A 20991-nucleotide genomic window follows, 5' to 3' on the forward strand; every position below is an offset into this window, starting at 1 on the left:
CCACACTCAGCACACCGCCACTGTGGGCGGTCCACCTGTTGGAGGACGTTTCAATGAAGAAAGCCACCACACGCGCCATGCTGGGTGCCGGCGCCCTGCTGCTCGCGATCACCACACTCGCCGGTTGCTCGAACGGAGCGGACGCGAACAACGGCTCCGGGGGAGGCGGCGGGGACGCGTCGAACGCGAAGATCGGCCTGCTCCTGCCCGACTCCGTCACCGCCCGCTACGCCAGCGCCGACCGCCCGCTCTTCACCGCCGAGGTGAAGAAGCAGTGCCCGGACTGCTCGGTCGTCTACGCGAACGCCGACGGCGACGCGTCGAAGCAGCTCCAGCAGGCCCAGTCGATGCTCACCCAGGGCGTCAAGGTCCTCGTCCTCGACCCGTTCGACGGCGAGGCCGCCGCCTCGATCGTGCAGCAGGCGAAGGCCAAGAAGGTCCCGGTCATCTCCTACGACCGGCTCATCAACAGCCCCGACCTGAGTTACTACATCTCGTTCGACAACGAGAAGGTCGGCGAGCTGCAGGGTCAGGCGCTCGTCGACGCCCTCGAGGCGAAGAACGTGCCGTCCGGATCAGGGATCATCATGGTCAACGGCTCCCCGACCGACAACAACGCCTCGCAGTTCAAGAAGGGCGCGCACTCGGTCATCGACAAGAGCGGGTACAAGGTCCTCGCCGAGTACGACACCCCCGGATGGGACCCGGCCAAGGCCCAGGACTGGGCAGCCGGGCAGATCAGCAAGCTGGGCACCGACGAGATCGCCGGCGTGTACGCGGCGAACGACGACACCGGCGGCGGTGTCATCGCGGCCCTCAAGGCGGCCGGTGCGAAGACGCTCCCGCCGGTCACCGGTCAGGACGCCAGCCTCGCCGGCATCCAGCGCATCCTCGCGGGTGAGCAGTACATGACCGTCTACAAGGCGTTCAAGCCCGAGGCGTCGAAGGCCGCCGACCTGGCGATCCAGTTCGCCAAGGGCGAGGACCCGAAGGGCGAGACCACGGTGCAGACCGCCGGTGGTGCGTCCGTGCAGTCGACCCTGCTCGAGCCCGTCGCGGTGACGACGAAGAACGTGCAGGACACCGTCGTGAAGGACGGCCTGTACAAGGTCGACCAGATCTGCACCTCGCAGTACGCCTCGGCCTGCTCCAGCGCCGGCATCCAGTAGTCCCGACGCGGGTCCGGGACGTCCCCGAACCCGGGGCAGCCCGGACCCGCACCGACCCACCCGCCCGTCCGGTCCCGCAGGACCGGGCGGGCCCCACCTCGGAGAGGACGCTCCCGTGAGCAACGAGGCACCCGCACCACACCCATCCGCCGAACCGGTGATGTCCCTCCGCGGCATCACGAAGCGGTTCGGCGCCGTCCAGGCCCTGAGCGAGATCGACTTCGACGTGTACCCGGGTGAGGTGGTCGCCATCGTCGGCGACAACGGCGCCGGCAAGTCCACGTTCGTGAAGATCCTCGCCGGGGTCTACACGCCCGACGGCGGCACCATCACGTTCGGCGGCGACGAGGTCACCGTGCCGAACCCGGCCGCCGCGCAGAGCCTGGGCATCGCGACCGTCTTCCAGGACCTCGCCCTCGCCGACAACCTCGACGTCGTGTCGAACCTGTACCTCGGGCGCGAGATCGCGCACCCGTTCCTCGACGAGGAGGAGATGGAACGCCGCTCGTGGGAGCTCCTGCAGCAGCTCGCCGCGCGGATCCCCTCGGTCCGGATCCCGATCGCCTCGCTCTCCGGCGGGCAGCGGCAGACAGTCGCGATCGCCCGCTCGCTCATCGGGGACCCCCAGGTCGTGATCCTCGACGAGCCGACGGCCGCGCTCGGCGTCGCACAGACCGCCGAGGTCCTCAACCTCGTCGAGCGCCTCCGCGAGCGAGGCCTCGGCGTGATCCTCATCAGCCACAACCTCGCGGACGTGCAGGCCGTGGCCGACCGGGTCGCCGTGCTCCGCCTCGGCCGGAACAACGGCACCTTCCGCATCGACGACGTCTCGTACGAGGAGATCATCGCCGCCATCACCGGCGCCACCGACAACGCCGTCACGCGCCGTGCGGCTGCCCGGACCGAGCAGGAGACCCCAGCATGAGCAAGACCGACGAGACCCTCACCGCGGCGACCCCGACGGCCTCCGCGGCGGACCTGCAGGACGAGCGGCTGCTCCGCGACCAGGGGCTCGGCGGCGCCGCGAAGGCGTTCGTCCGCCGGGTCCGCGGCGGCGACATCGGATCGCTGCCGGTGGTCGTCGGCCTCATCGTCATCTGGGCGGTGTTCCAGGCCCTCTCCCCCGACTTCCTGTCGCCCGGCAACCTGGTGAACCTCGCGCTGCAGTGCGCGGCGGTCGGCACCATCGCGATCGGCATCGTCCTCGTCCTGCTGCTCGGCGAGATCGACCTCTCCGTCGGCAGTGTCAGCGGACTCGCCGCCGCGATCCTCGGCCAGGGCCTGACGACGCTCGGCTGGCCGCTCTGGCTCGTCCTCGTCGTCGCGCTCGCGGTCGGCGCAGCGGCCGGACTGCTCTACGGGCTGCTCTTCACCCGGTTCGGGGTCCCGAGCTTCGTGATCACCCTCGCCGGGCTGCTCGGCTTCCTCGGCCTGCAGCTGCTCATCCTCGGGCCGAACGGGTCGATCAACCTGCCGTACACCGACCCGATCGTGCAGTTCGCCTCTGCGTCGTACCTGCCCCCGTGGCTCGCGTACCTGCTCGCCGCCGTCGCGGCCGGCGGGCTCTTCGTCACCGAGGTCCGCCGTGCCGCCCGCCGCCGGAAGGCCGGGCTCTCGACGGGTGCGATGTCCCTGACGATCACGAAGTCCGTCCTGCTGTTCGTCGGGCTCGCCGTGATGGTCTGGTACCTCTCCCGCGACTTCGGCACCGGCACCTCGTTCGTGTTCTTCGTCGTCCTCGTCGTGCTCATGAACTTCCTGCTCAAGCGCACGCGCTGGGGCCGATCGGTCTACGCGGTCGGTGGCAACGTCGAGGCGGCTCGACGCTCCGGCATCCGGGTGAACCGCATCTACATCTCGGTGTTCGTGCTCACCTCGCTCTTCGCCACGGTCGGCGGGATCCTGGCGGCTGCGCGGCTCAACTCGGCCAGCCTGTCCTCGGGTGCCGGCGACACGAACCTCAACGCGATCGCCGCGGCGGTCATCGGCGGGACGAGCCTGTTCGGCGGTCGGGGCAGCGCGTGGTCGGCGCTGCTCGGCATCATCGTCATCCAGTCGATCTCGAACGGCCTGACCCTGCTGAGCCTCGACTCGTCGATCCGCTACATGATCACCGGCGCCGTGCTGCTGCTCGCCGTCATCATCGACTCGCTGTCGCGGCGGAGCCGCGCCAGCCACGGGGCCGCCTGATCCCCTGACCGGGGTGGCAGACGGACGGGAGGCGCGTGGCTGGATCGCCACGCGCCTCCCGTCCGTCTGCCGGTCACCTGGTAAGCAGGACCCATGACCGACGTCGCCACGCCCACGCCCGGAACCAGAGCACTCGTCCTCGGCGGAGGCGGCGTCGCCGGCATCGCGTGGGAGGTCGGGGTGCTCTCCGCCCTGCAGGACGCGGGCGTCGACCTCGACGCCGCCGACCTGGTCGTCGGCTCGAGCGCCGGCAGCGTCGTGGGCGCCTTCGTCCGCGGCGGCGGCATCGCCAGCGCGTACGAGCAGCAACACGCGCCCGTGCCGAGCACCTACGTCGAGCCGGAGCGGATCGGCGGCGAGGACTTCCAGCAGCGCCTGGCCGCGGTGCTCGCCGGGGCCACCTCGGAGCAGGACGCCCGGGCCCGCCTCGGCGCGGTCGCGCAGCAGGTCGTCACCGGGCAGACCGACGACGAGCGCACGGCGACGTTCAGCGAGACGCTGCCCTCGCCCGAGTGGCCGGAGAAGCCGCTCGGCGTCACGACCATCGACGCGGTCGACGGCACGTTCAAGGTGCTCACCGCGACCACGGGCGTGCCGCTCCCCCGCGCCGTGGCCGCGAGCTGCTCGGTGCCGTTCGTGTGGTCCCCGGTCCGGATCGACGGCGTCCCGCACATCGACGGCGGCCTCCGCTCGGCCACGAACGCGGACGTCGCCGCCGGACACGAGCGGGTGCTCATCGTCGCCTGCGGCCCCGAGGGCCCGTCGCCGCTCGGTCCGTGGCTCGACCTCGCCGTCGAGTCGCTCCGCGCCGGCGGGAGCTCGGTGGAGGTCGTCGTGGCGGACAGCGGGGCGCAGCACGCCTTCGGCGACAACTCGCTGTCGCTGTCGACGCAGGCGCCCGCGGCGACGGAGGGACGCCGGCAGGGTGAGGCCGTGGCCGAGGCGATCGCCGCGTTCTGGGCCTGAACCGCTCGCGCACCGGTCCCGGACCGCTCGTCCACAGATCCGGTCCAGGGCTGTTGCAAGGTGCACGTCGCCCCGTAGCGTGAGGTCATGACGACGCCGTTCTCAGACCTGGACCAGTTCATCGCACTCCCCCGCGTGGACGGGATCGCGCTCAGTCCGGACGGGCAGTGGGTCGCGCTGACGGTGAGCACGCTCGCTCCCGACGCCACCGGGTACCGGCGCGCGGTGTGGTCCGTCGCCTCGAGCGGAGCGCGAAGGGCGAGTCCGGCGCGTCGTTCACCCGGAACGGCGACCTGCTCTTCGTCTCCGGCCGCCCCGACGCCGACTCCGAGGACGACACCGCGCAGCTGTGGCTGCTGCCGGCCGCGGGCGGTGACGCCCGCCCGGTCACCCGTCTGGCCGGCGGTGCCGGCGGCGTCGTCGCGACCGCCGGCGACGCCGACGTGGTCGCGCTCACCGCCGACCTGCTGCCCACCGCCGCCGCCGGCGAGCGCGTGGGTGTCGTGACGCGGGACGCCGCGCTGCGGAAGCGCCGTGACGACGCGGGGGTGCACGCGATCCTCCACGAGACGTACCCGGTCCGCTTCTGGGACCACGACCTCGGGCCGGCCGAACCGCACGTGCTCGCGCTCGACCTGGGCGACCTCACCGAACCGATCGCGGCCGAGCCCGCGACCGGTGTCACCACCGACGCCAGCGCCGGACGCCCCTCCGACGCTCCCGCGCCCTACCCGGCACACCTGCCGGAACCGCTCGACGTCACGCCGGCGCCGGGTCGCTCGCTCGACCACGTGTCCGGTGCGCTCACGCCGGACGGCCGGACGCTCCTCGCCGCCGTCGGGGTGCAGACCGAGCGCGGCCACCGGAGCGTCATCGTGTCGATCGACGTCGACACCGCGGCGCGCACCGTGCTGTTCGACGAGCCGGACACCGACCACGAACTCCCCACGCTCTCGCACGACGGCACCACGATCGCCTGGGTCCGCACGGTCCGCTCCACCCCCGCGGGCGCGAACGAGCAGGAGGTGTGGACCGCCGGCATCGACGGCTCCGGTGCCCGCCGGATCGCCGAGGGCTGGGACCGCTGGCCGTCCGAGCTGGTGTTCGCGCCCGACGACGGTGCGCTCCTGGCGGTGGCGGACCAGGACGGCCGCGCGCCGGTCTTCCGCATCCCGCTCGACGGCGGCGCCGTCGTGCAGTTGACCACCGACGACTGGGCGTACTCGGGTCTCCGAGTGGCGGCCGCGAGCGGTGTCGTGGTGGCGCTCCGGGCCTCCTGGGCGGCACCGCTGCACCCGGTCCGGATCGACGCCGACGGCACGGTGACCGCCCTGCCGACCCCGGCGCCGCTGCCCAGGGTCCCCGGACGGCTGGAGGAGGTCGAGACGACCGCCGCCGACGGCGCTCGGGTCCGCGGGTGGCTCGTGCTGCCCGAGGGCGACGGTCCGCACCCGCTCCTGCTCTGGATCCACGGCGGTCCCCTCAACTCGTGGAACCAGTGGTCGTGGCGCTGGACCCCGATGCTCGCGGCGGCGCAGGGGTACGCGGTGCTCCTGCCCGACCCGGCGCTGTCGACCGGCTACGGACTAGACTTCGTGAACCGCGGGTGGAACGCCTGGGGTCAGGCGCCGTACACCGACCTGATGGCGATCACCGACGCAGTCGCCGCGAGGCCCGACGTCGACGAGACCAGGACCGCGGCGATGGGCGGATCGTTCGGCGGGTACATGGCGAACTGGATCGCCGGGCACACCGACCGCTTCCGAGCGGTCGTCACGCACGCGAGCCTGTGGGCGCTCGAGCAGTTCGTGGGCACCACGGACATGTCGCAGTACTGGCAGTCGATCTTCGACGAGCAGGGGATGCGGGACAACGACCCGCACCGGTTCGTGGCTGACATCACGTCACCGATGCTCGTCATCCACGGTGACCGCGACCACCGGGTGCCGATCGGCGAGGGACTCCGGTTGTGGTCCGAGCTCGCCGAGCACCACGCGGCGTCGGACGGCACGATGCCGCACCGGTTCCTGTACTTCCCGGACGAGAACCACTGGGTCCTCAAGCCGCAGCACGCGGTGGTCTGGTACCGGACGGTGTTCGCGTTCCTCGGGCAGCACGTGCTCGGTGAGGAGTGGGAGCGGCCGGAGCTGCTCGGCTGAGCGGCGCCCGTGCCGGCGGGCCGCTGGCCTCCGCGCCCTGTCCGCGACATCGCACGTGTCGATCGACACGTGCGATGTCGCGGGAGCGGACCTCCGCCTCAGACGAACGCGGCCTCGCCCGTGATCGCGCGCCCGACGATGAGCGTGTTCACCTCGCGCGTGCCCTCGTACGAGTAGATCGCCTCGGCGTCCGAGAAGAACCGCGCGACGCCCTTGTCGAGGACGATGCCGTTGCCGCCCTGCACCTCGCGGCACCACGCGACGGTCTCGCGCATCCTCGCCGTCGCGAAGGCCTTCGCCATCGCCGAGTGCTCGTCCCCGCCGACGCCCTGGTCCTGCATCGCCGACGCCTGCGTGCACAGTGCGATCGACGCGGTGATGTTCATCAGCGAACGCACGAGCAGGTCCTGCACCATCTGGTGCGCCGCGATCGGCTTGCCGAACTGGATCCGGTTCCGCGCGTAGTCGAGCGCCGCCTCGTACGCGCCGATGGCGATCCCGATCGCCTGCCACGCGACCTCGGTCCGGGTCAGGCGGAGCACGGCGGCCGTCGTGCGGAACGAGTCGGCGCGCTGCAGCCGGCGCGACTCGGGCACGCGGACGCCGTCGAGGACGATGTCGGCGTTCTGCACGGTCCGCAGCGCGATCTTGTCCTCGATCTTCGTCGCGGTGAACCCGGGGGTGTCCGTCGTGACGAGGAAGCCCTTGACCTGCTCGTCGGCGACGTCCTTCGCCCAGATCACGACGACGTCGGCGAAGGTCGCGTTGCCGATCCAGCGCTTCTCGCCGTCGAGCACCCACGTGTCGCCCTCACGACGAGCGGTCGTCCGGAGTCCGCGCGCCGAGTCGCTGCCGGACAGCGGCTCCGTCAGACCGAAGGCGCCGACGACCTCGCCGCGCGCCATCCGCGGCAGCCACTCCTGCTGCTGCTCGTCGCTGCCGCCCACGGCGATCGAGTTCATGGCGAGCCCCGACTGCACGCCGATGAACGTCGAGACGCCCGCGTCGATGCGGCCGAGCTCGAGTGCGGCCCAGCCGCGGTACACGGCCGAGTTCTCGAAGTGCCGCACGAGCGGGATGCTCGGGCCGTACATGCCGAGCTCGGCGAGCGGCGCGATCGTCTGCACCGGGAACTCGGCCCGGGCCCAGTACTGGTCGGCGATCGGACGCACCTCGGCCTCGAGGTACGCGCGCAGCTGCCCGAGCGACTCCCGCTCACGGGCCGTGAGCCCCTCCTGGAACCGGTAGAAGTCGGACTCGAGCAGGGGCGTGTCGGTGATCGACGTTGACATGGGAGCAACGATGCATCATTCTCGAAAACGTTGCAAGACAGACCAGGCAGCTCAGGGGGAACAGTGAGCAACCAGCCACTCGGCACACTCGGATCGGCGCTCGTCCCGAGCGCGCTCGCGGCCAGACTGGAGGCCCACGGCGACGCCCAGCGCGCCTTCCGGTCGGCGCGACGTGCGTTCATCGACGGGGCCAGGATCGACATGGGCGCGCTCGCGTCGTCGCTCGGCGTGGACCGCACGTCGCTGTTCCGGTGGGTCGGCAACCGCGACCAGCTCCTGTCGGAGATCCTCTGGTCGTTGGCCGTCCCCACGCTCGACGCCGCGGGTCGCGCCGCATCGCCCGCGGGCGCCGCCCGCATCGTCGACGTCCTCGACCACTTCACGGTGGACCTCATCCGGGCGCCGTACTTCCGCGCGTTCCTCACGCGGGAGCCCAGCCGCGCCCTCCGGCTCCTGACGACCACCGACAGCGACGTGCAGCGGCGGTTCGTCGCCGTGGTCGCGACCGTCATCAGCGCGGAGCAGGAGGCCGGCACCTTCGACCCGGCGCCGCTGTCAGCCGAGGAACTCGCACGGTTGCTCGTCCGGGTCTCGGAGTCCTTCACGTACGCCGACCTGATCTCGGGCGACACCCCCGACCCGGCTCGCGCGCGGGCGACCTTCGAGTACATCCTGCGGCCCTGACCGGGTCCGCAGCGCCGGGATCGACGCTGCGGACGCGATCGGGAACGTCACTTCTGCGCGGCGAGCTCCAGGTTGATGTCGTCCGGGTCCTGGACCGACAGGATGACCATGCCCGCATCGCCGAGGTCGGTGACCTCGCCGTGCTCGATGCCCGCGGCGTCGAGTCGCTCGGCGGCTGCGCGGAGCTCGTCGACGGAGCCGACCACGAAGCTCACGTGGTCGAGGCCGACCGTGTCCGGGTCGAAGCGCTGACCGCTCGGTGCGACGGGGCGCAGGCCGAACAGCTGCTCACCGACCGGGAAGATCGCACCGCCGTAGAGCCGCTCGCGGTCCTCGGTGATCCCGGGCTCGTCGATGTGCTCACTGAAGTCCATCGCCGGTGCCGTGCCGAACAACTGCTCGTAGAAGGCCTTGCTGCGGTGGATGTCGGTGACGGTGACCCGCACGTGTGCGAGGCCGAGGGGCTTGACGATCTGTTCGCTCATGCCGTCGAGCCAACGCCGGGCACCTGGGCGGTGGTGGGGGTCGTGCGGCTACCGGCCAGCGTGCTCAGTCGTCCTGGCGAGCGGGGTCCGGACGGGGCGCTGCGAGTTCGAGGTTGATGTCGTCCGGGTCCTGCAGCGAGAGGATCACGAGACCGAACGGTTCGAGGTCCGTGACCTCGCCGTGCGCGATGCCCGCAGCGTCGAGCCGTCCGACGGCCCGGTGGAGGTCGTCGACGGACGCCACGCGGAGGCTCAGGTGGTCGAGGCCGACGCGGTCGGGGTCGAAGCGGTCGCCGGCCGGGGCGACTGGTCGGAGCCCGAGCGTCTGCCCGTGGAACGTGAACGAGCAGCCGCCGTAGGTGCGCCACGGATCGTCGCGGACCGTCGGGTCGTCGATCTGGTCGCTGAAGTCACTGCCGGGTGCCGTGCCGAACAACTGCTCGTAGAACGCCTTGCTCCGCGCGATGTCGGTCACCGTGAGTCGCACGTGCGAGAAGCCCTGCGGCTCGACGATGCCGTCACCCGCCGTCTCCGACGCGCTCACCGGAAGCCAGCGGTGTCGAACACGTGGCGCGGGAGTCCGTGGCCCGTGCAGCGGTCACGACGGCGGACGCCGCGGAGGACGTCCCGCACGTGGTCGCCGCAACCGGTCCACGAGGTCTTGCCGCACACCGGGCACTGGACGGACTCGCACATGTCCGCCACGGTACGCAGCGGCCCACCGGAGCGACCGGCGGAGGCGCCCCCTGCACCGCTGACGGTCCGGAACACGCACTCGGCGCCGCGGCCGTCGCGCAACGAACCAGGAAGCCGACATCGAACCAGCGGGCGGTGCTGGTTCGACGTCGGCTCCGTGGTTCGACGCCCGGTGCGGACCGTGTCAGATGAACGGACCGGGTCAGACGAGCGCGTCGGTGAGGTGGTTCGGCGTGCCGAAGCGGTGCGCGGTGATCGACACCGCCTGCTCGCGGAGGAACGGCAGCAGCTCGATCCGCCCGGCCTCGGTGACGGGCTCGCCGTACACCGCGACGTCGGGTCGCCCACCGATCGCGGTCGTGAGCGCTGCCGTGTCCCCATCGACGAGACGCACCCGCGTGGAGTCGCCACGCGCGATGCGGCTGGCGAACGCGTCGTCGGTCTGCCCCTCGGCGACCGAGCGGACGTTCGGCAGCGCGCGGATCGCGGACGCGACGACCGACGGCAGCGACGCGGCCGTCGAGACGTCCACGGTCGTGCCGGCGCGGAGCGCCGCGGCCACCACCCGGACGAGGTCGGCGGCCGAGGACTCCTCCGCCGACGCGAGCCGGACGTGGACGCCGGGGTACGGCAGGTACCGGGCGATGTTCCGCTCGGCGCTCAGCGCCGACACGTCGACCGCGGCGCCGAACAGCGTCGACCAGGCCTGCTCGTCGGACGCCGTGGCGCGGTCGAGCACCTCGGACGAGACGCCGGTCGCGCGGACGAAGGACCGCACCGACGACGACACCGCGGCACCGCTCGACGCCGTCGCGGACGTCCACGAACCGAGCCCGAGCAGGTAGTTGAGGCCACCGGCCTTGGTACTGGCACCGACGGCCGACTTCTTCCACCCACCGAACGGCTGGCGACGGACGATCGCGCCGGTGATGCCGCGGTTGACGTAGAGGTTGCCCGCCTGGATCCGCTCGAGCCACGTGCCGATCTCGGACGCGTCGAGCGAGTGCAGGCCCGAGGTCAGGCCGTAGTCGACCTCGTTGACGATGTCGATGGCCTCGTCGAGGGTCGACGCGGTCATGATGCCGAGGATCGGACCGAAGTACTCCGTGCGGTGGAAGGCGGACCCGCGGCGCACGCCGTCGCGGACACCCGGGCTCCAGAGCTGCCCGGTCTCGTCGAGCCGCTTCGGCTGCACGGCCCAGGTCTCCCCCGTGCCGAGCGTCGTGAGCCCCTCGAGCAGCTTGCCGGTCGCGGGCTCGATCACCGGTCCCATCTGCGTGGTGGGGTCGGTCGGGTACCCGACCGTGAGCGACGAGACGGCGTCGAGCAGCTGGGACCGGAAGCGGCGCGAGGTCGCGACGGACCCGACGAGCACGACGAGCGACGCCGCCGAGCACTTCTGCCCCGCGTGCCCGAACGCCGAGGCGACGACGTCCTTCACGGCGAGGTCGAGATCGGCCGACGGGGTGACGATGATCGCGTTCTTGCCCGAGGTCTCCGCGAGCAGCGGCAGGTCGGGGCGGAACGACCGGAAGAGCTCGGCGGTCTCGTACGCACCGGTCAGGATCACGCGGTCGACCTGCGGCGCGGCGATCAGCTGCTTGCCGAGGTCGTCCTCCGCCACCTGCACGAAGGCCAGGACGTCGGCAGGTGCCCCGGCAGCGTCGAGCGCGGTCTCGATGACCGACGCCAGGACGGCGCCGCAGCGCTCAGCCGGGGGCGCCGGCTTGAGCACGACGGCGGACCCGGCGGCGAGCGCGGCGAGGGTCGACCCGGCGGGGATCGCGACCGGGAAGTTCCACGGGGGCGTCACCAGGGTCAGGGCGGCGGGCGAGAAGGCGGCGCCGTCGACCTCGTCGAGCTGCCCGGCGAGCTCACCGTAGAAGTGCGCGAAGTCGATCGCCTCGGACACCTCGGGGTCGGCCTGGTCGATGGTCTTGCCCGCTTCGGCCGCCATGACCTCGACGAGTGCGGCGCGGTTCGCCTCGAGTGCGTCGCCGATCGCGTGCAGCACCGCGCCCCGCGCGCTGCCGGACCACTGCGCCCACGACGTGCCGGCGGTGCGGACGCGGTCGAGGACCGTGGTGAGCTGCGTGGCGGAGGTGAGCCGGGCCTCCCGGACGCCGCGCTCACCGAGCGTCGACGACGCGACGCGCGACGTGATCGCCGCGCCCCACTCCCGCACCTCGGCGACCGACGGGTCGCTGTCGGGGGTGTTGTCGAAGTGTCCGGGGCGCGGTCGCTCGACGGCCGCGTAGCGGTCCGCCACGCGGTGCGAGGGCGGGGCATCGAGGCCACCCGGCTGCGCGAGCGGCGCGAGGGAGTCGCGGAAGCGCGCTTCCTCACGCGCGAAGAGCCGCGGCGAGGACGCCAGCGAGAACACCGCCGACATGAAGTTCTCCTGCGACGCCCCTTCTTCGAGGCGGCGGATCAGGTAGGCGATCGCCACGTCGAACTCGCCCGGGTGCACGACCGGCGTGTAGAGGAGCAGCGAGCCGACGGTGCGGCGGACGGCCTCGGCCTGTCCCTGCGCCATGCCGAGCAGCATCTCGAACTCGATGCCCTCGCGGACCCCGCGCTCCCCGGCGAGCAGCCAGGCGTGTGCGACGTCGAACAGGTTGTGTCCGGCGACCCCGACCCGCACGTTCGCCACGCGCTCCGGCGTGAGTGCCCAGTCGAGCACGCGCTTGTAGTTCGTGTCCGAGTCCTGCTTCGTGTGCCAGGTGGCGAGCGGCCAGCCGTGCACGGACGCCTCGACCTGTTCCATCGGCAGGTTCGCGCCCTTGACGAGCCGCACCTTGATGTCGGCACCGCCCCGTGCACGACGGGCCGCGGACCACTCCTGCAGCTGCTGCATCGCGGCGAGCGCGTCGGGCAGGTACGCCTGCAGGACGATCCCGGCCTCGAGGTCGGTGAACTCGGGCTCGTCGAGGAGCTTCGTGAAGACCGCGATCGTCAGGTCGAGGTCCTTGTACTCCTCCATGTCGAGGTTGATGAACTTGCGCGGGCTGCTCTGCACCGCACGGCGGAACAGCGGCCGGAGCTTCGCGATGATGTCCTCGACCGCGTGGTCGAACGCCCACGGCGAGTGCGGGTGCACGGTCGACGAGACCTTGATCGACACGTAGTCGACGTCGGGGCGGGCGAGCAGCCGCTCGGTGCCCTCGAGACGACGCGACGCCTCCTTCTCGCCGAGCACCGCCTCGCCGAGCAGGTTGACGTTGAGCCGGACGCCGTCGCGCTTGATCTTGGCGATCGCCGGGCCGAGCTTGGCGTCGGTGGCGTCGACGATGAGGTGTCCGACCATCTCGCGGAGGACCCGGCGTGCGATCGGCACGACGACCCCCGGCAGCACGGGAGCCATGCCGCCGCCCAGTCGGACGAGCCCGCGGAGCGCCGCCGGCAGGAAGCCGGGAGCGTCGGGCGCGATCTGCCGGAGCTTCCGGGCGGCGACCCCGAGGTCCTCCGGGCGGACGACACCGTCGACGAAGCCGACCGCGAACGCCAGGCCCTTCGGGTCGGCGAGGACCCCGGCGAGCTGCTTCGCCGAGCCGTCGACCGGGTACGTCTCGGCCTCGGCCAACCACTGCCGCACGAGGGCGACGGTGCTGTCGGCGAGCGCGTCGTGGTCGGTGGTGGTGGGCGCCTGGAGGTCGGTCATGGGATCAGTGTGGAGTTCCGGAAGCGGTAGCGGAAGCAACTCCTGCTGATGCGTACCGTTCAGTTCAGCTACAGTCTCGTCATGTTCGACGTCCGGCGTCTGGTCCTCCTCCGCGAGCTGTCGATCCGTGGCACCGTGGCCGCCGTCGCCGAGGCGATGAACTTCACCCCGTCGGCGGTCTCGCAGCAGCTCGCGGTGCTCGAGCGCGAGGCCGGCGTGCAACTCCTCCGCCGGTCCGGACGCCGACTCCAGCTCACCCCGCAGGCCGAGGTCCTCGTGACCGCTGCGGGCGAGGTGCTCGACGTCCTCGAGCGCGCGCAGTCGTCCGTCGAGTCGACGCTGACCTCGGTGCAGGGACGCGTGCGGGTCGCGGTCTTCCAGTCGGCGGCGCTCGCGCTCATGCCGTCCGCGCTGCGTGCGATGGCGCTCGCGCACCCCGACGTCCGCATCGAGATGGTGCAGCGCGAGCCGGAGACCGCCCTCGGCGAGACGTGGGCGCGCGACTTCGACATGGTCATCGCCGAGCAGTACCCGGCGCACTCGGCCCCGCGGCTGCCCGGGCTCGACCGGCGAGACCTCACCACCGACGCCGTCCGGCTCGCCCTGCCGCCGGTCGACGTCTGCCTCGTGCCGCTGTCGGACGACGACCCCACGGTGGCGTTGCTCGACGCGGCCGAGATGCCGTGGGTGATGGAGCCGCGCGGGACCGCCTCACGGCACTTCGCCGAGCAGACCTGCCGCCGCGCGGGCTTCGAGCCGGACGTCCGGTACGAGACCGCGGACCTGCAGGCGCAGATCCGGCTCATCGAGTCGGGCAACGCGGTCGGACTCATGCCGGACCTGGTGTGGGCCGGGCGGTCCACGAGCTGCCGCCTGCTCGAGCTGCCGGAACCGGCGCGACGCACGATCTTCACGGCGCAGCGGATGTCGAGCGCGCACTCCCCCGCCGTGACGGCGCTCCGCGCGGCGTTGGAGCACGCGGCCACGACACAGCACGCCTGACGGCGGCCCCTGGCCGGCCCCGCACCGTTGCCGGATCGTGACCTCGGTGCCGTGAGGAGTGCCGTCGGTCGGACACCTCCAGGTGAGGGGCCACCGCGGCTCCACCAGATCCGAGGGGGATCCCATGCAGCACGTCCACCGCCCAGCCGTCCGACGCACCGCGGCGTTCGGCGCGACCATCGCCATCGTGAGCGCCGCGTCGGCGTTCGGGCTGGGCGCGACGAGCGCGACGGCCGAGAGCGCCGGACCGGAGGCGCCACCCACCAGCACGAGCACCGCCGCCGCCACCACCGCCACCGCGACCTCGACGGCCACCCCCACCGACACCGCGACGCCGGCCGCGCCCTCGGCGAGCACGCCGGCCGCCGCCCCGGCCGCCACCGCCACCCCTGCCGGCACCGTCACGGTCACCGGCACCCCGCGGGCCTGGCGCACCCTGACCGCCACGACGTCGGGGTGGCCCGCGGGCACGACCTTCACGTACGCGTGGCACTTCCGGCACCCGGTCGTCATCGACAGCCAACCCGCCACCGACCGGACGTACGTCGTCGACCCGGAACTCGCGGACGCGACGGTGACCGTGACGGTGACCGGCACCGCACCCGGTGCGACCCCGACGACCGTCACCAGTGCCCCGACCGCGCCGGTCGTCGTCGACCAGGAGGAGGACCTCCGCTTCATCTACGGGTCGCGGGTGGTCTCCGTCACGCCCGACGAACCGTTCTCCGTCTCCCTGTCGCCCGCACCGAACCCCGACCTGCGCTTCTTCGCGAACGGCTCGATCGGCGGCGGCCCCGACCCGAGCGCGCTGCCGACGGGCGTCACCCTGTCCGAGGACGGCGTGCTGTCCGGCACCCTGCACCGCTCCCCGTCCGAGGGCTTCTGGGTGCACGTCTCGACGCCGTTCCACCCCGACGGCGGCCTCTCCGAGCGCATCCTCATCAGCGCGATCCCCGAAGCGGGTAACGGGGACGGCACGGGCAGCGGCACCGGCACCGGGAGCGGCACCGGCACCGGCACCGGGACGGGCACCGGGACGGGCGACGTCGCGGGCTCGACCCCCGAGTCCCCGCTCCGCCTCGAGGCGACCGCCGGCGAGGCCTTCTCCCACGACTTCGCCGTCGACACCGCGCCCGGCGAGGACGCCCGCTACACCCTCCGGTCGCCGTCCCCCGAGCTGGCGGACGACCCGCTGCGCGGCACGGACTTCCGGTTCGACCAGCGCACGGGCGTCCTGTCCGGCTCGGACACCACGGCGGGCCTGTCCTCCCTCATCGTGGACACCACCGTCGGGGACCGAACCACGACCCGGTACGTCGAGCTCACCGTGCGGCCGGGCGCGACGACCGGTCTGCAGGCGTGGCTGACGCTCGTCGGCGATCCGCAGTTCCGGGAGTGGAAGGTGGACCAGGACGGCACCGTGACGCAGACCGTCTTCCCGAAGGGCGGACCGGGCCGGAGCACGACCGTGTCCCGGCCGAGCGTCCCGCAGTCGTCGACCCTCGACGTCCGGGCGACGCCGGTCGACCGATGGGGCAACTTCACCGCCCGCTACGAGGACCTCGACGGCGACGGCTCGGCCATCCGCTCGGACGTCCGCAGCGACGTCGCGACGGACGTCGTGACGCCGGACGGTGCCGCCGTCCGTGTCCGGTTCCCGCACGCCTCGACGCACACGCTGACGATCAGTCGGGGCGGCGCGACCGCGGTGGTCCCGATCACCGTCGTGCCGCGGGACGGACAGCTGGCCTTCACCGGCGCGGACACGACGGCACCGCTCGCCGCCTCGGGCGGGCTCCTCGCCGTCGGCGCCGCGCTGCTGCTCCACCGGGCTCGTCGTCACCTCCGTGATCGGCGCGTCTGAGCGACCCTGCCGACCACGTGACGGACGGGAGGCTCCCCACCAGCCGGTGGGGAGCCTCCCGTCCGTCACGGCGCCGTCGCCCGCCCGTGCTGCGGGGCCGCGCAGAGGGCCCCCAACACAGGTCACAATCCGGGCACGGAGACCCCTGCGAGTCACCTGAACCTCTACGATCCGAGAACGCCGTAGATTCACGGCAGATTCTCACGATCCGGCACCCGACCGGACCTGATCCCTGGGGGACCCGTGCACCGCAGCACCTCCACGACCCGACGCGCCTGCGCGCTCGGCACGACCGTGGCACTCATCGGCCTGACCACCGGCCTGGGCGTCTTCACCTCGACGGCCGCCTTCGCCGTCGAGGGCGACGCACCGACGCCCGTCGTCGCCTCGGCGGACCCGACGCAGCCCGCCGCGCCGACCGACGCCGCCACCGCCCAGCCGACCGACACCGCCACGACGCCGGCCCCCACGGACGCCGCGACCGCGCCGACGGACACCGACACCGCCACGCCGGCACCCACCGGCGAGCCCACCGCTCCGGCGACCACGGCCCCGGCGAAGACCGTCGCCCCCGCCGGCGGCTCGGCCACGACGAAAGCCGCCCCGAGCGCCGTCGCCGCCACCGTGACGATCGTCGGCGACGCGAAGGTCGGCACGACCCTCCGCTACGACTCCACCGGCATCGGCAACCCGTCGAGCGCCGTCTGGACCGTCGACGGTGCCTCCGTCGCCGAGGGCTCCTCGTACCTCGTCCCGAAGGAGATCATCGGCAAGACGATCACCCTGACGGTGACGGGCCCCACCCCCGACCAGACCGCGACCGCCACCACGAAGGCCGTCACCGAGGACGTCGCGTTCGCCGACGAGACCACCGCGGACGCACCGCTCACGCTGTCCCTCACGGCCGGCCAGGATCTCTCGCGCTCGTTCGCCGTCACCGCCGGCAGCGGCGACGTCACGTACTCGGTCGGGTACACCGACCCGTCGTACGCCGACCCGGACGACCCGGAGATGACGCCGGAGTACTTCCTGCCGGACGGCGTCACGCTCGACCCGACCACCGGTCTGCTCAGCGGCACGCCCACCAGCGCCAGCTCGTACGACTTCACGATCGTGGCGACGAACGGCACCTCGACCGCGACCGAGTACGTCGTGGTCGAGGTCGCCCCGGCCGAGGCCGTCGGCGTCCTCGCCTACGCGACGGACACGTCCTTCGAGGAGTTCTTCGACTCCATCGACGACGAGGGCAACCCGCGCCTCGACCACCCGGTCACCTCGTGGATCATCACCCCGGACGGTGAGATCATCACGCTGACGCAGCCGGCGGACTGGAACGAGGAGCCGACGGTCACCCTCGGCGGCAACCCGACCGTCAAGCAGGGCGGTTCGCTCTGGATCGACGGTGCACCGGTCGACCAGTTCGGCAACCCGACGGTGCAGCCCGACGAGGACGGCAACACCCCCGCGCCGACCGTCACGAGCGACGTCACGAGCGACCAGATCGCCTTCGACGAGGACGAGTTCTCCACGCGCGTCACGTTCCCGCACGCCTCGACCCACCACCTGACGGTGGCGCAGTCCGGCCTCTCGGTCTCCTTCCCCGTGACGGTCGTCCCGACCGCCGCGACCGTCGGCACCACGCCGACCGTCGTGACCCCCACCACGGGCCAGCTCGCCTTCACGGGTACCGACGCGACCGGCGCCCTCCCCTGGGCCCTCGGCTTCGTCGCCGCCGGTGCCGGCCTGCTCGGCGCGGGCGTCCTGCGTCGCCGCCGCGCCCAGCGCTGATCCACCCGCTCCCGTCCGGTCCGTCCCTCGGCACCGGACGCGAGGCACCTCCCGCGGCCCCGTCGCGTCCCTCCCGGACGCGGCGGGGCCGTTCCGCGTCCGCGCGGACTAGGCCGGTCGGCCGCACGTCCGGCACGCCGGTCGCGCCTCCGGTCCACATCGGTAGCGTTGGCGCATGCCCTCCCTGCTGCACATCGACTCCTCCGCCGACCTCACCCACTCGCGCTCCCGCGCGCTGACCGCCGCGTTCGCAGACGCGTGGCGCGCCCGCGGTCCCGAGTACACGGTGGTGCGCCGCGACCTGCACGTCGACCAGCTCCCGCACCTCGAGAGCTCCGCGCTGCACTGGGCGGTCGCCGACCGGACCGCCGATGAACACGTCGACCCGCAGGCCGAGGCACTCCGGCAGGAGGTCATCGACGAGCTCCTCGCCGCCGACGTCGTCGTGGTCGGCGCGCCGCTGTACAACTACACGGTGCCCTCGACCCTCAAGGCCTGGATCGACCGCGTGCACGTGCCGGGGGTGCTCGCCGGTGGCGTCCAGCCCCTCGCCGGCCGTCCGGTCGTCACCGTGGTCAGCCGCGGCGCGACCTACGACGCCGGCACCCCGACGGAGACGTGGGACCACGGGTCCCCCGTGCTGCACCTGATCCTCGGTACCGCGCTCGGCATGAAGCTGTACCCGGTCACCGTCAGCGCCACCCTGGCCGACCGGATCCCGGACCTCGCGGCCCTCGCCGAGCACGCCTCGGCCGAGTTCGCCGACGCCCGCACGACACTCGAGCGCCTCGCGACCACGGTCGTCTGACCCGACGAGCGGCACCGCCCGGCGTCAGGCCGGGCGGACCTCGTCACTGCGGCCGAGCAGGTCCACGTGGAAGGCCGTCTGCGTGAGCGCGCTCGCGAGCAGGAAGCCCGACATCGAGTCGATCCCGCCGCTGAACGGCACGCGGGACGCCACCTCGAACAACGTCGGCGACGACAGGTCGTCGAGCGCCCCGGCCACGTGACAGGTCCGCTCCTCACGGTGCCGGACGAGTGCGCGCACCCGGGTCACGACGTCGCGGAACCGGTACTCGTGCCCCGGGCAGACCTCGAGGTCGCCGTAGCCCTCGAGTCGCACGAGCGAGTCGAGGTACTGCCCGAGCGGGTTCGCACCCGTCCGGCCGCCCAGACCGATCCCGGAGTTGATCCGCGGCAGCACGTGGTCGCCGGTGAAGAGCAGCCCGTCCTCCACGTCGACGAAGCACAGGTGACCGGCGGTGTGCCCGGGGGTCCAGAGCGCCCGGAGCCCGCGACCGGCGACCGGCAGGAGGTCGCCGTCCTCGACGAGCAGGTCGGCGAGGGGTTCCTCCGTCCGGCCGAGCCCGATGCGCCGCCCGCTCCCCCAGGCGGCGACCACGCCCGCGCGCAGGTCGTCCGGCACACCCCAGGTCGCGATGTCCGCGTCGTTCGCGACGGCGTCGTCGTGCTCACGGCGCAGGGCCTCGACCTCGAGCCGGTGCATCGCGACCCGGGCACCGCTGGCACGCCGGATCGCCGCTGCCGCCCCGAGGTGATCGGCGTGCAGGTGCGTCACGACCACGAGTCCGATGTCGTCGACCGACCGGCCGATGTCGTGCAGACCGGCCCGGAGCACCTCCGGTCCGTCATCGGACGCCCACCCGGGGTCGATCACGGTGAGCACGCCGTCCGCGCCCTCGACCACGTGGGCCAGGGTCGCGTCCGCGACGCCGGAGCGGAAGGGCACCGCGATCGTCCAGATGCCGGGCCGGACCTCCTCGACGGGCGGCAGCACGCCGTCGCGGAGCGCGGTGGCCTGCACGGGACTGATGGGGTCCGGTGCCGGCGCTGCCGGAGAGGGCACGGTCGTCACGGCACCACCGTAGCGACCGCCGGTGACGCTGCGCAGGCCGCACCGCGCCTCCCGGCCCGACCCGGTGGGCACGGCCGAGTAGACAGGTCCCATGGAGATCGCACCGATGCTCGCCAAGGCCGTCGCCACCGTCCCCGATCCCGACAGCGTGCGGGGCGGCCTGCGGTACGAGCCGAAGTGGGACGGCTTCCGCGGCATCGTCACCGTCGACGGCGACGACGTCGAGATCGGCAGCCGCGGCGCGAAGCCCCTCACCCGGTACTTCCCGGAGCTCGTCGACGCGTTCCGCGAGCAGTTCGGCGGACGCGACCACCCGGTCGTGCTCGACGGCGAGGTCGTCCTCCGTTCCGGCGAGCGCGGCGCCGAGCACCTCGACTGGGAGGCCCTGTCGCAGCGCATCCACCCCGCCGAGTCCCGCATCCGCAAGCTCAGCGTCGAGACGCCCGCGCAGTTCGTCGCGTTCGACCTGCTCGCCGTCGACGGTTCGGAGCTGGTCGACCTGCCCTTCGACGAGCGGCGGCAGCGGCTCGAGACCCTCGCCGAGGGCATGCGCGACCCGCTCTTCGTGACGCAGACCACCCTCGACGTCGACCTCGCCCGCGAGTGGCTCACCACCTTCGAGGGCGCCGGCCTGGACGGCGTCGTCGCGAAGCCACGCGCGAAGCCCTACGAGCCGAACAAGCGCACGATGCTCAAGGTGAAGCACCACCGCACCGCGGACGTCGTCGCGATCGGGTACCGCGTGCACAAGAGCGGATCCGGGGTCGGGTCGCTGCTCGTGGGGCTGTACGACGACGAGGGCGAGCTCCGCCAGGTCGGCGGGGTCTCGGCGTTCACGGACAAGCGACGGCGCGAGCTGGTCGAGGAGCTTGACCCCGTCGTGCTCCGGGATGCGGACGGGAGGCCCGTCACCGGTGACGGGGAACGCTCACGGTTCTCGTCGGGTCGCGACACGTCGTTCGTCCGGCTGGCGCCGGAGCGGGTGCTCGAGGTGCGGTACGACCAGATGGAGGGCGACCGGTTCCGGCACACCGTGCAGTTCGAGCGCTGGCGGCCCGACCGGGACGCCCGGTCGTGCGGGTTCGAGCAGCTCGATGTCCCATCTGCGTACGACCTGCGCGACGTGCTCCGCTGACGGTTGCATCGTTCACCTACCGAC

Annotated in this window: 16 protein-coding genes and 1 pseudogene; 11 read left to right on the forward strand and 6 right to left on the reverse strand. The window is 72.6% G+C overall.

Annotated elements, in window-relative coordinates; all coding sequences use genetic code 11:
• Positions 1 to 53: 53 nt before the first annotated feature.
• The 5 genes and pseudogenes from H7A69_RS06555 (at position 54) to H7A69_RS06575 (ending at position 6484) form a co-directional block, all read left to right on the forward strand.
• Entirely contained in the window at positions 54 to 1169 is a 1116-nt protein-coding gene (locus tag H7A69_RS06555) for a sugar ABC transporter substrate-binding protein (RefSeq protein WP_182046320.1), read from the forward strand.
• 160 nt (positions 1170 to 1329) lie between these two features.
• On the forward strand, positions 1330 to 2094 hold the full coding sequence (locus H7A69_RS06560) for an ATP-binding cassette domain-containing protein (RefSeq protein WP_182046384.1): 765 nt from the start codon (positions 1330 to 1332) through the stop codon (positions 2092 to 2094).
• Positions 2091 to 3359, forward strand: coding sequence for a sugar ABC transporter permease (locus H7A69_RS06565; protein ID WP_182046321.1), 1269 nt, complete (start codon positions 2091 to 2093; stop codon positions 3357 to 3359). Before H7A69_RS06560 ends, H7A69_RS06565 begins: the two co-directional genes overlap by 4 nt.
• Before the next feature lie 93 nt (positions 3360 to 3452).
• Positions 3453 to 4325 carry a patatin-like phospholipase family protein gene (locus tag H7A69_RS06570; RefSeq protein ID WP_182046322.1) on the forward strand — a complete coding sequence of 291 codons (873 nt, stop codon included), beginning with the start codon at positions 3453 to 3455 and terminating at the stop codon, positions 4323 to 4325.
• An 87-nt stretch (positions 4326 to 4412) separates the two neighbouring features.
• A pseudogene (locus H7A69_RS06575) lies at positions 4413 to 6484 on the forward strand (S9 family peptidase).
• 98 nt (positions 6485 to 6582) lie between these two features.
• Here the strand turns inward: H7A69_RS06575 and H7A69_RS06580 are convergent.
• A complete protein-coding gene (locus H7A69_RS06580; RefSeq protein WP_182046323.1) occupies positions 6583 to 7776 on the reverse strand; it encodes an acyl-CoA dehydrogenase family protein in 1194 nt (397 codons plus the stop codon).
• A gap of 63 nt (positions 7777 to 7839) precedes the next feature.
• Here H7A69_RS06580 and H7A69_RS06585 point away from each other — a divergent pair, with 63 nt between their 5' ends.
• Positions 7840 to 8460 (forward strand): QsdR family transcriptional regulator, encoded by a 621-nt coding sequence (locus H7A69_RS06585; RefSeq protein ID WP_182046324.1) that lies wholly within the window; start codon positions 7840 to 7842, stop codon positions 8458 to 8460.
• A gap of 47 nt (positions 8461 to 8507) precedes the next feature.
• On the opposite strand, the gene H7A69_RS06590 is transcribed toward H7A69_RS06585, so the two are convergent.
• The 4 genes from H7A69_RS06590 to H7A69_RS06605 form a co-directional block, all read right to left on the reverse strand.
• Positions 8508 to 8945 carry a VOC family protein gene (locus H7A69_RS06590; RefSeq protein WP_182046325.1) on the reverse strand — a complete coding sequence of 146 codons (438 nt, stop codon included), beginning with the start codon at positions 8943 to 8945 and terminating at the stop codon, positions 8508 to 8510.
• A 64-nt stretch (positions 8946 to 9009) separates the two neighbouring features.
• Positions 9010 to 9489: a VOC family protein gene (locus H7A69_RS06595; protein WP_259346115.1), complete on the reverse strand. Its 480-nt coding sequence runs from the start codon at positions 9487 to 9489 to the stop codon at positions 9010 to 9012.
• The gene (locus H7A69_RS06600) at positions 9486 to 9641 is read right to left on the reverse strand and encodes a hypothetical protein (RefSeq protein ID WP_182046326.1); all 156 of its coding nucleotides are present in this window, start codon (positions 9639 to 9641) and stop codon (positions 9486 to 9488) included. Before H7A69_RS06600 ends, H7A69_RS06595 begins: the two co-directional genes overlap by 4 nt.
• Positions 9642 to 9843: 202 nt before the next feature.
• Positions 9844 to 13302, reverse strand: coding sequence for a bifunctional proline dehydrogenase/L-glutamate gamma-semialdehyde dehydrogenase (locus H7A69_RS06605; RefSeq protein ID WP_182046327.1), 3459 nt, complete (start codon positions 13300 to 13302; stop codon positions 9844 to 9846).
• Positions 13303 to 13383: 81 nt separating this feature from the next.
• Between H7A69_RS06605 and H7A69_RS06610 the strand changes: the two genes are divergently transcribed.
• The 4 genes from H7A69_RS06610 to H7A69_RS06625 all read left to right on the forward strand — a co-directional run bounded on the left by H7A69_RS06610 (position 13384) and on the right by H7A69_RS06625 (position 18764).
• A complete protein-coding gene (locus tag H7A69_RS06610) occupies positions 13384 to 14304 on the forward strand; it encodes a LysR family transcriptional regulator (RefSeq protein WP_182046328.1) in 921 nt (306 codons plus the stop codon).
• Positions 14305 to 14428: 124 nt separating this feature from the next.
• On the forward strand, positions 14429 to 16168 hold the full coding sequence (locus tag H7A69_RS06615) for a hypothetical protein (RefSeq protein ID WP_182046329.1): 1740 nt from the start codon (positions 14429 to 14431) through the stop codon (positions 16166 to 16168).
• Between the two features lie 243 nt (positions 16169 to 16411).
• Positions 16412 to 17956, forward strand: a complete 1545-nt coding sequence (locus H7A69_RS06620; protein WP_182046330.1) for a putative Ig domain-containing protein — start codon at positions 16412 to 16414, stop codon at positions 17954 to 17956.
• Between the two features lie 175 nt (positions 17957 to 18131).
• A complete protein-coding gene (locus tag H7A69_RS06625; RefSeq protein WP_182046331.1) occupies positions 18132 to 18764 on the forward strand; it encodes an FMN-dependent NADH-azoreductase in 633 nt (210 codons plus the stop codon).
• Positions 18765 to 18788: 24 nt separating this feature from the next.
• On the opposite strand, the gene H7A69_RS06630 is transcribed toward H7A69_RS06625, so the two are convergent.
• Positions 18789 to 19832, reverse strand: coding sequence for an MBL fold metallo-hydrolase (locus H7A69_RS06630; protein ID WP_182046332.1), 1044 nt, complete (start codon positions 19830 to 19832; stop codon positions 18789 to 18791).
• A 91-nt stretch (positions 19833 to 19923) separates the two neighbouring features.
• Between H7A69_RS06630 and H7A69_RS06635 the strand changes: the two genes are divergently transcribed.
• Positions 19924 to 20967 carry an ATP-dependent DNA ligase gene (locus H7A69_RS06635; RefSeq protein ID WP_182046333.1) on the forward strand — a complete coding sequence of 348 codons (1044 nt, stop codon included), beginning with the start codon at positions 19924 to 19926 and terminating at the stop codon, positions 20965 to 20967.
• The last annotated feature ends 24 nt before the right edge of the window (positions 20968 to 20991 follow it).

Source organism: Curtobacterium sp. ME26, assembly GCF_903970945.1.
Classification (GTDB): Bacteria; Actinomycetota; Actinomycetes; order Actinomycetales; family Microbacteriaceae; genus Curtobacterium; species Curtobacterium citri.

Excerpts from the sequence above, each read along its gene's own strand:
- H7A69_RS06560 (WP_182046384.1), top strand. The coding sequence starts at position 1,330 with ATGTCCCTCCGCGGCATCACGAAGCGGTTCGGCGCCGTCCAGGCCCTG.
- H7A69_RS06615 (WP_182046329.1), top strand. The coding sequence starts at position 14,429 with ATGCAGCACGTCCACCGCCCAGCCGTCCGACGCACCGCGGCGTTCGGC.
- H7A69_RS06565 (WP_182046321.1), top strand. The coding sequence starts at position 2,091 with ATGAGCAAGACCGACGAGACCCTCACCGCGGCGACCCCGACGGCCTCC.
- H7A69_RS06600 (WP_182046326.1), bottom strand. The coding sequence starts at position 9,641 with ATGTGCGAGTCCGTCCAGTGCCCGGTGTGCGGCAAGACCTCGTGGACC.
- H7A69_RS06635 (WP_182046333.1), top strand. The coding sequence starts at position 19,924 with ATGGAGATCGCACCGATGCTCGCCAAGGCCGTCGCCACCGTCCCCGAT.
- H7A69_RS06605 (WP_182046327.1), bottom strand. The coding sequence starts at position 13,302 with ATGACCGACCTCCAGGCGCCCACCACCACCGACCACGACGCGCTCGCC.
- H7A69_RS06590 (WP_182046325.1), bottom strand. The coding sequence starts at position 8,945 with ATGAGCGAACAGATCGTCAAGCCCCTCGGCCTCGCACACGTGCGGGTC.
- H7A69_RS06570 (WP_182046322.1), top strand. The coding sequence starts at position 3,453 with ATGACCGACGTCGCCACGCCCACGCCCGGAACCAGAGCACTCGTCCTC.
- H7A69_RS06555 (WP_182046320.1), top strand. The coding sequence starts at position 54 with ATGAAGAAAGCCACCACACGCGCCATGCTGGGTGCCGGCGCCCTGCTG.
- H7A69_RS06580 (WP_182046323.1), bottom strand. The coding sequence starts at position 7,776 with ATGTCAACGTCGATCACCGACACGCCCCTGCTCGAGTCCGACTTCTAC.
- H7A69_RS06610 (WP_182046328.1), top strand. The coding sequence starts at position 13,384 with ATGTTCGACGTCCGGCGTCTGGTCCTCCTCCGCGAGCTGTCGATCCGT.
- H7A69_RS06625 (WP_182046331.1), top strand. The coding sequence starts at position 18,132 with ATGCCCTCCCTGCTGCACATCGACTCCTCCGCCGACCTCACCCACTCG.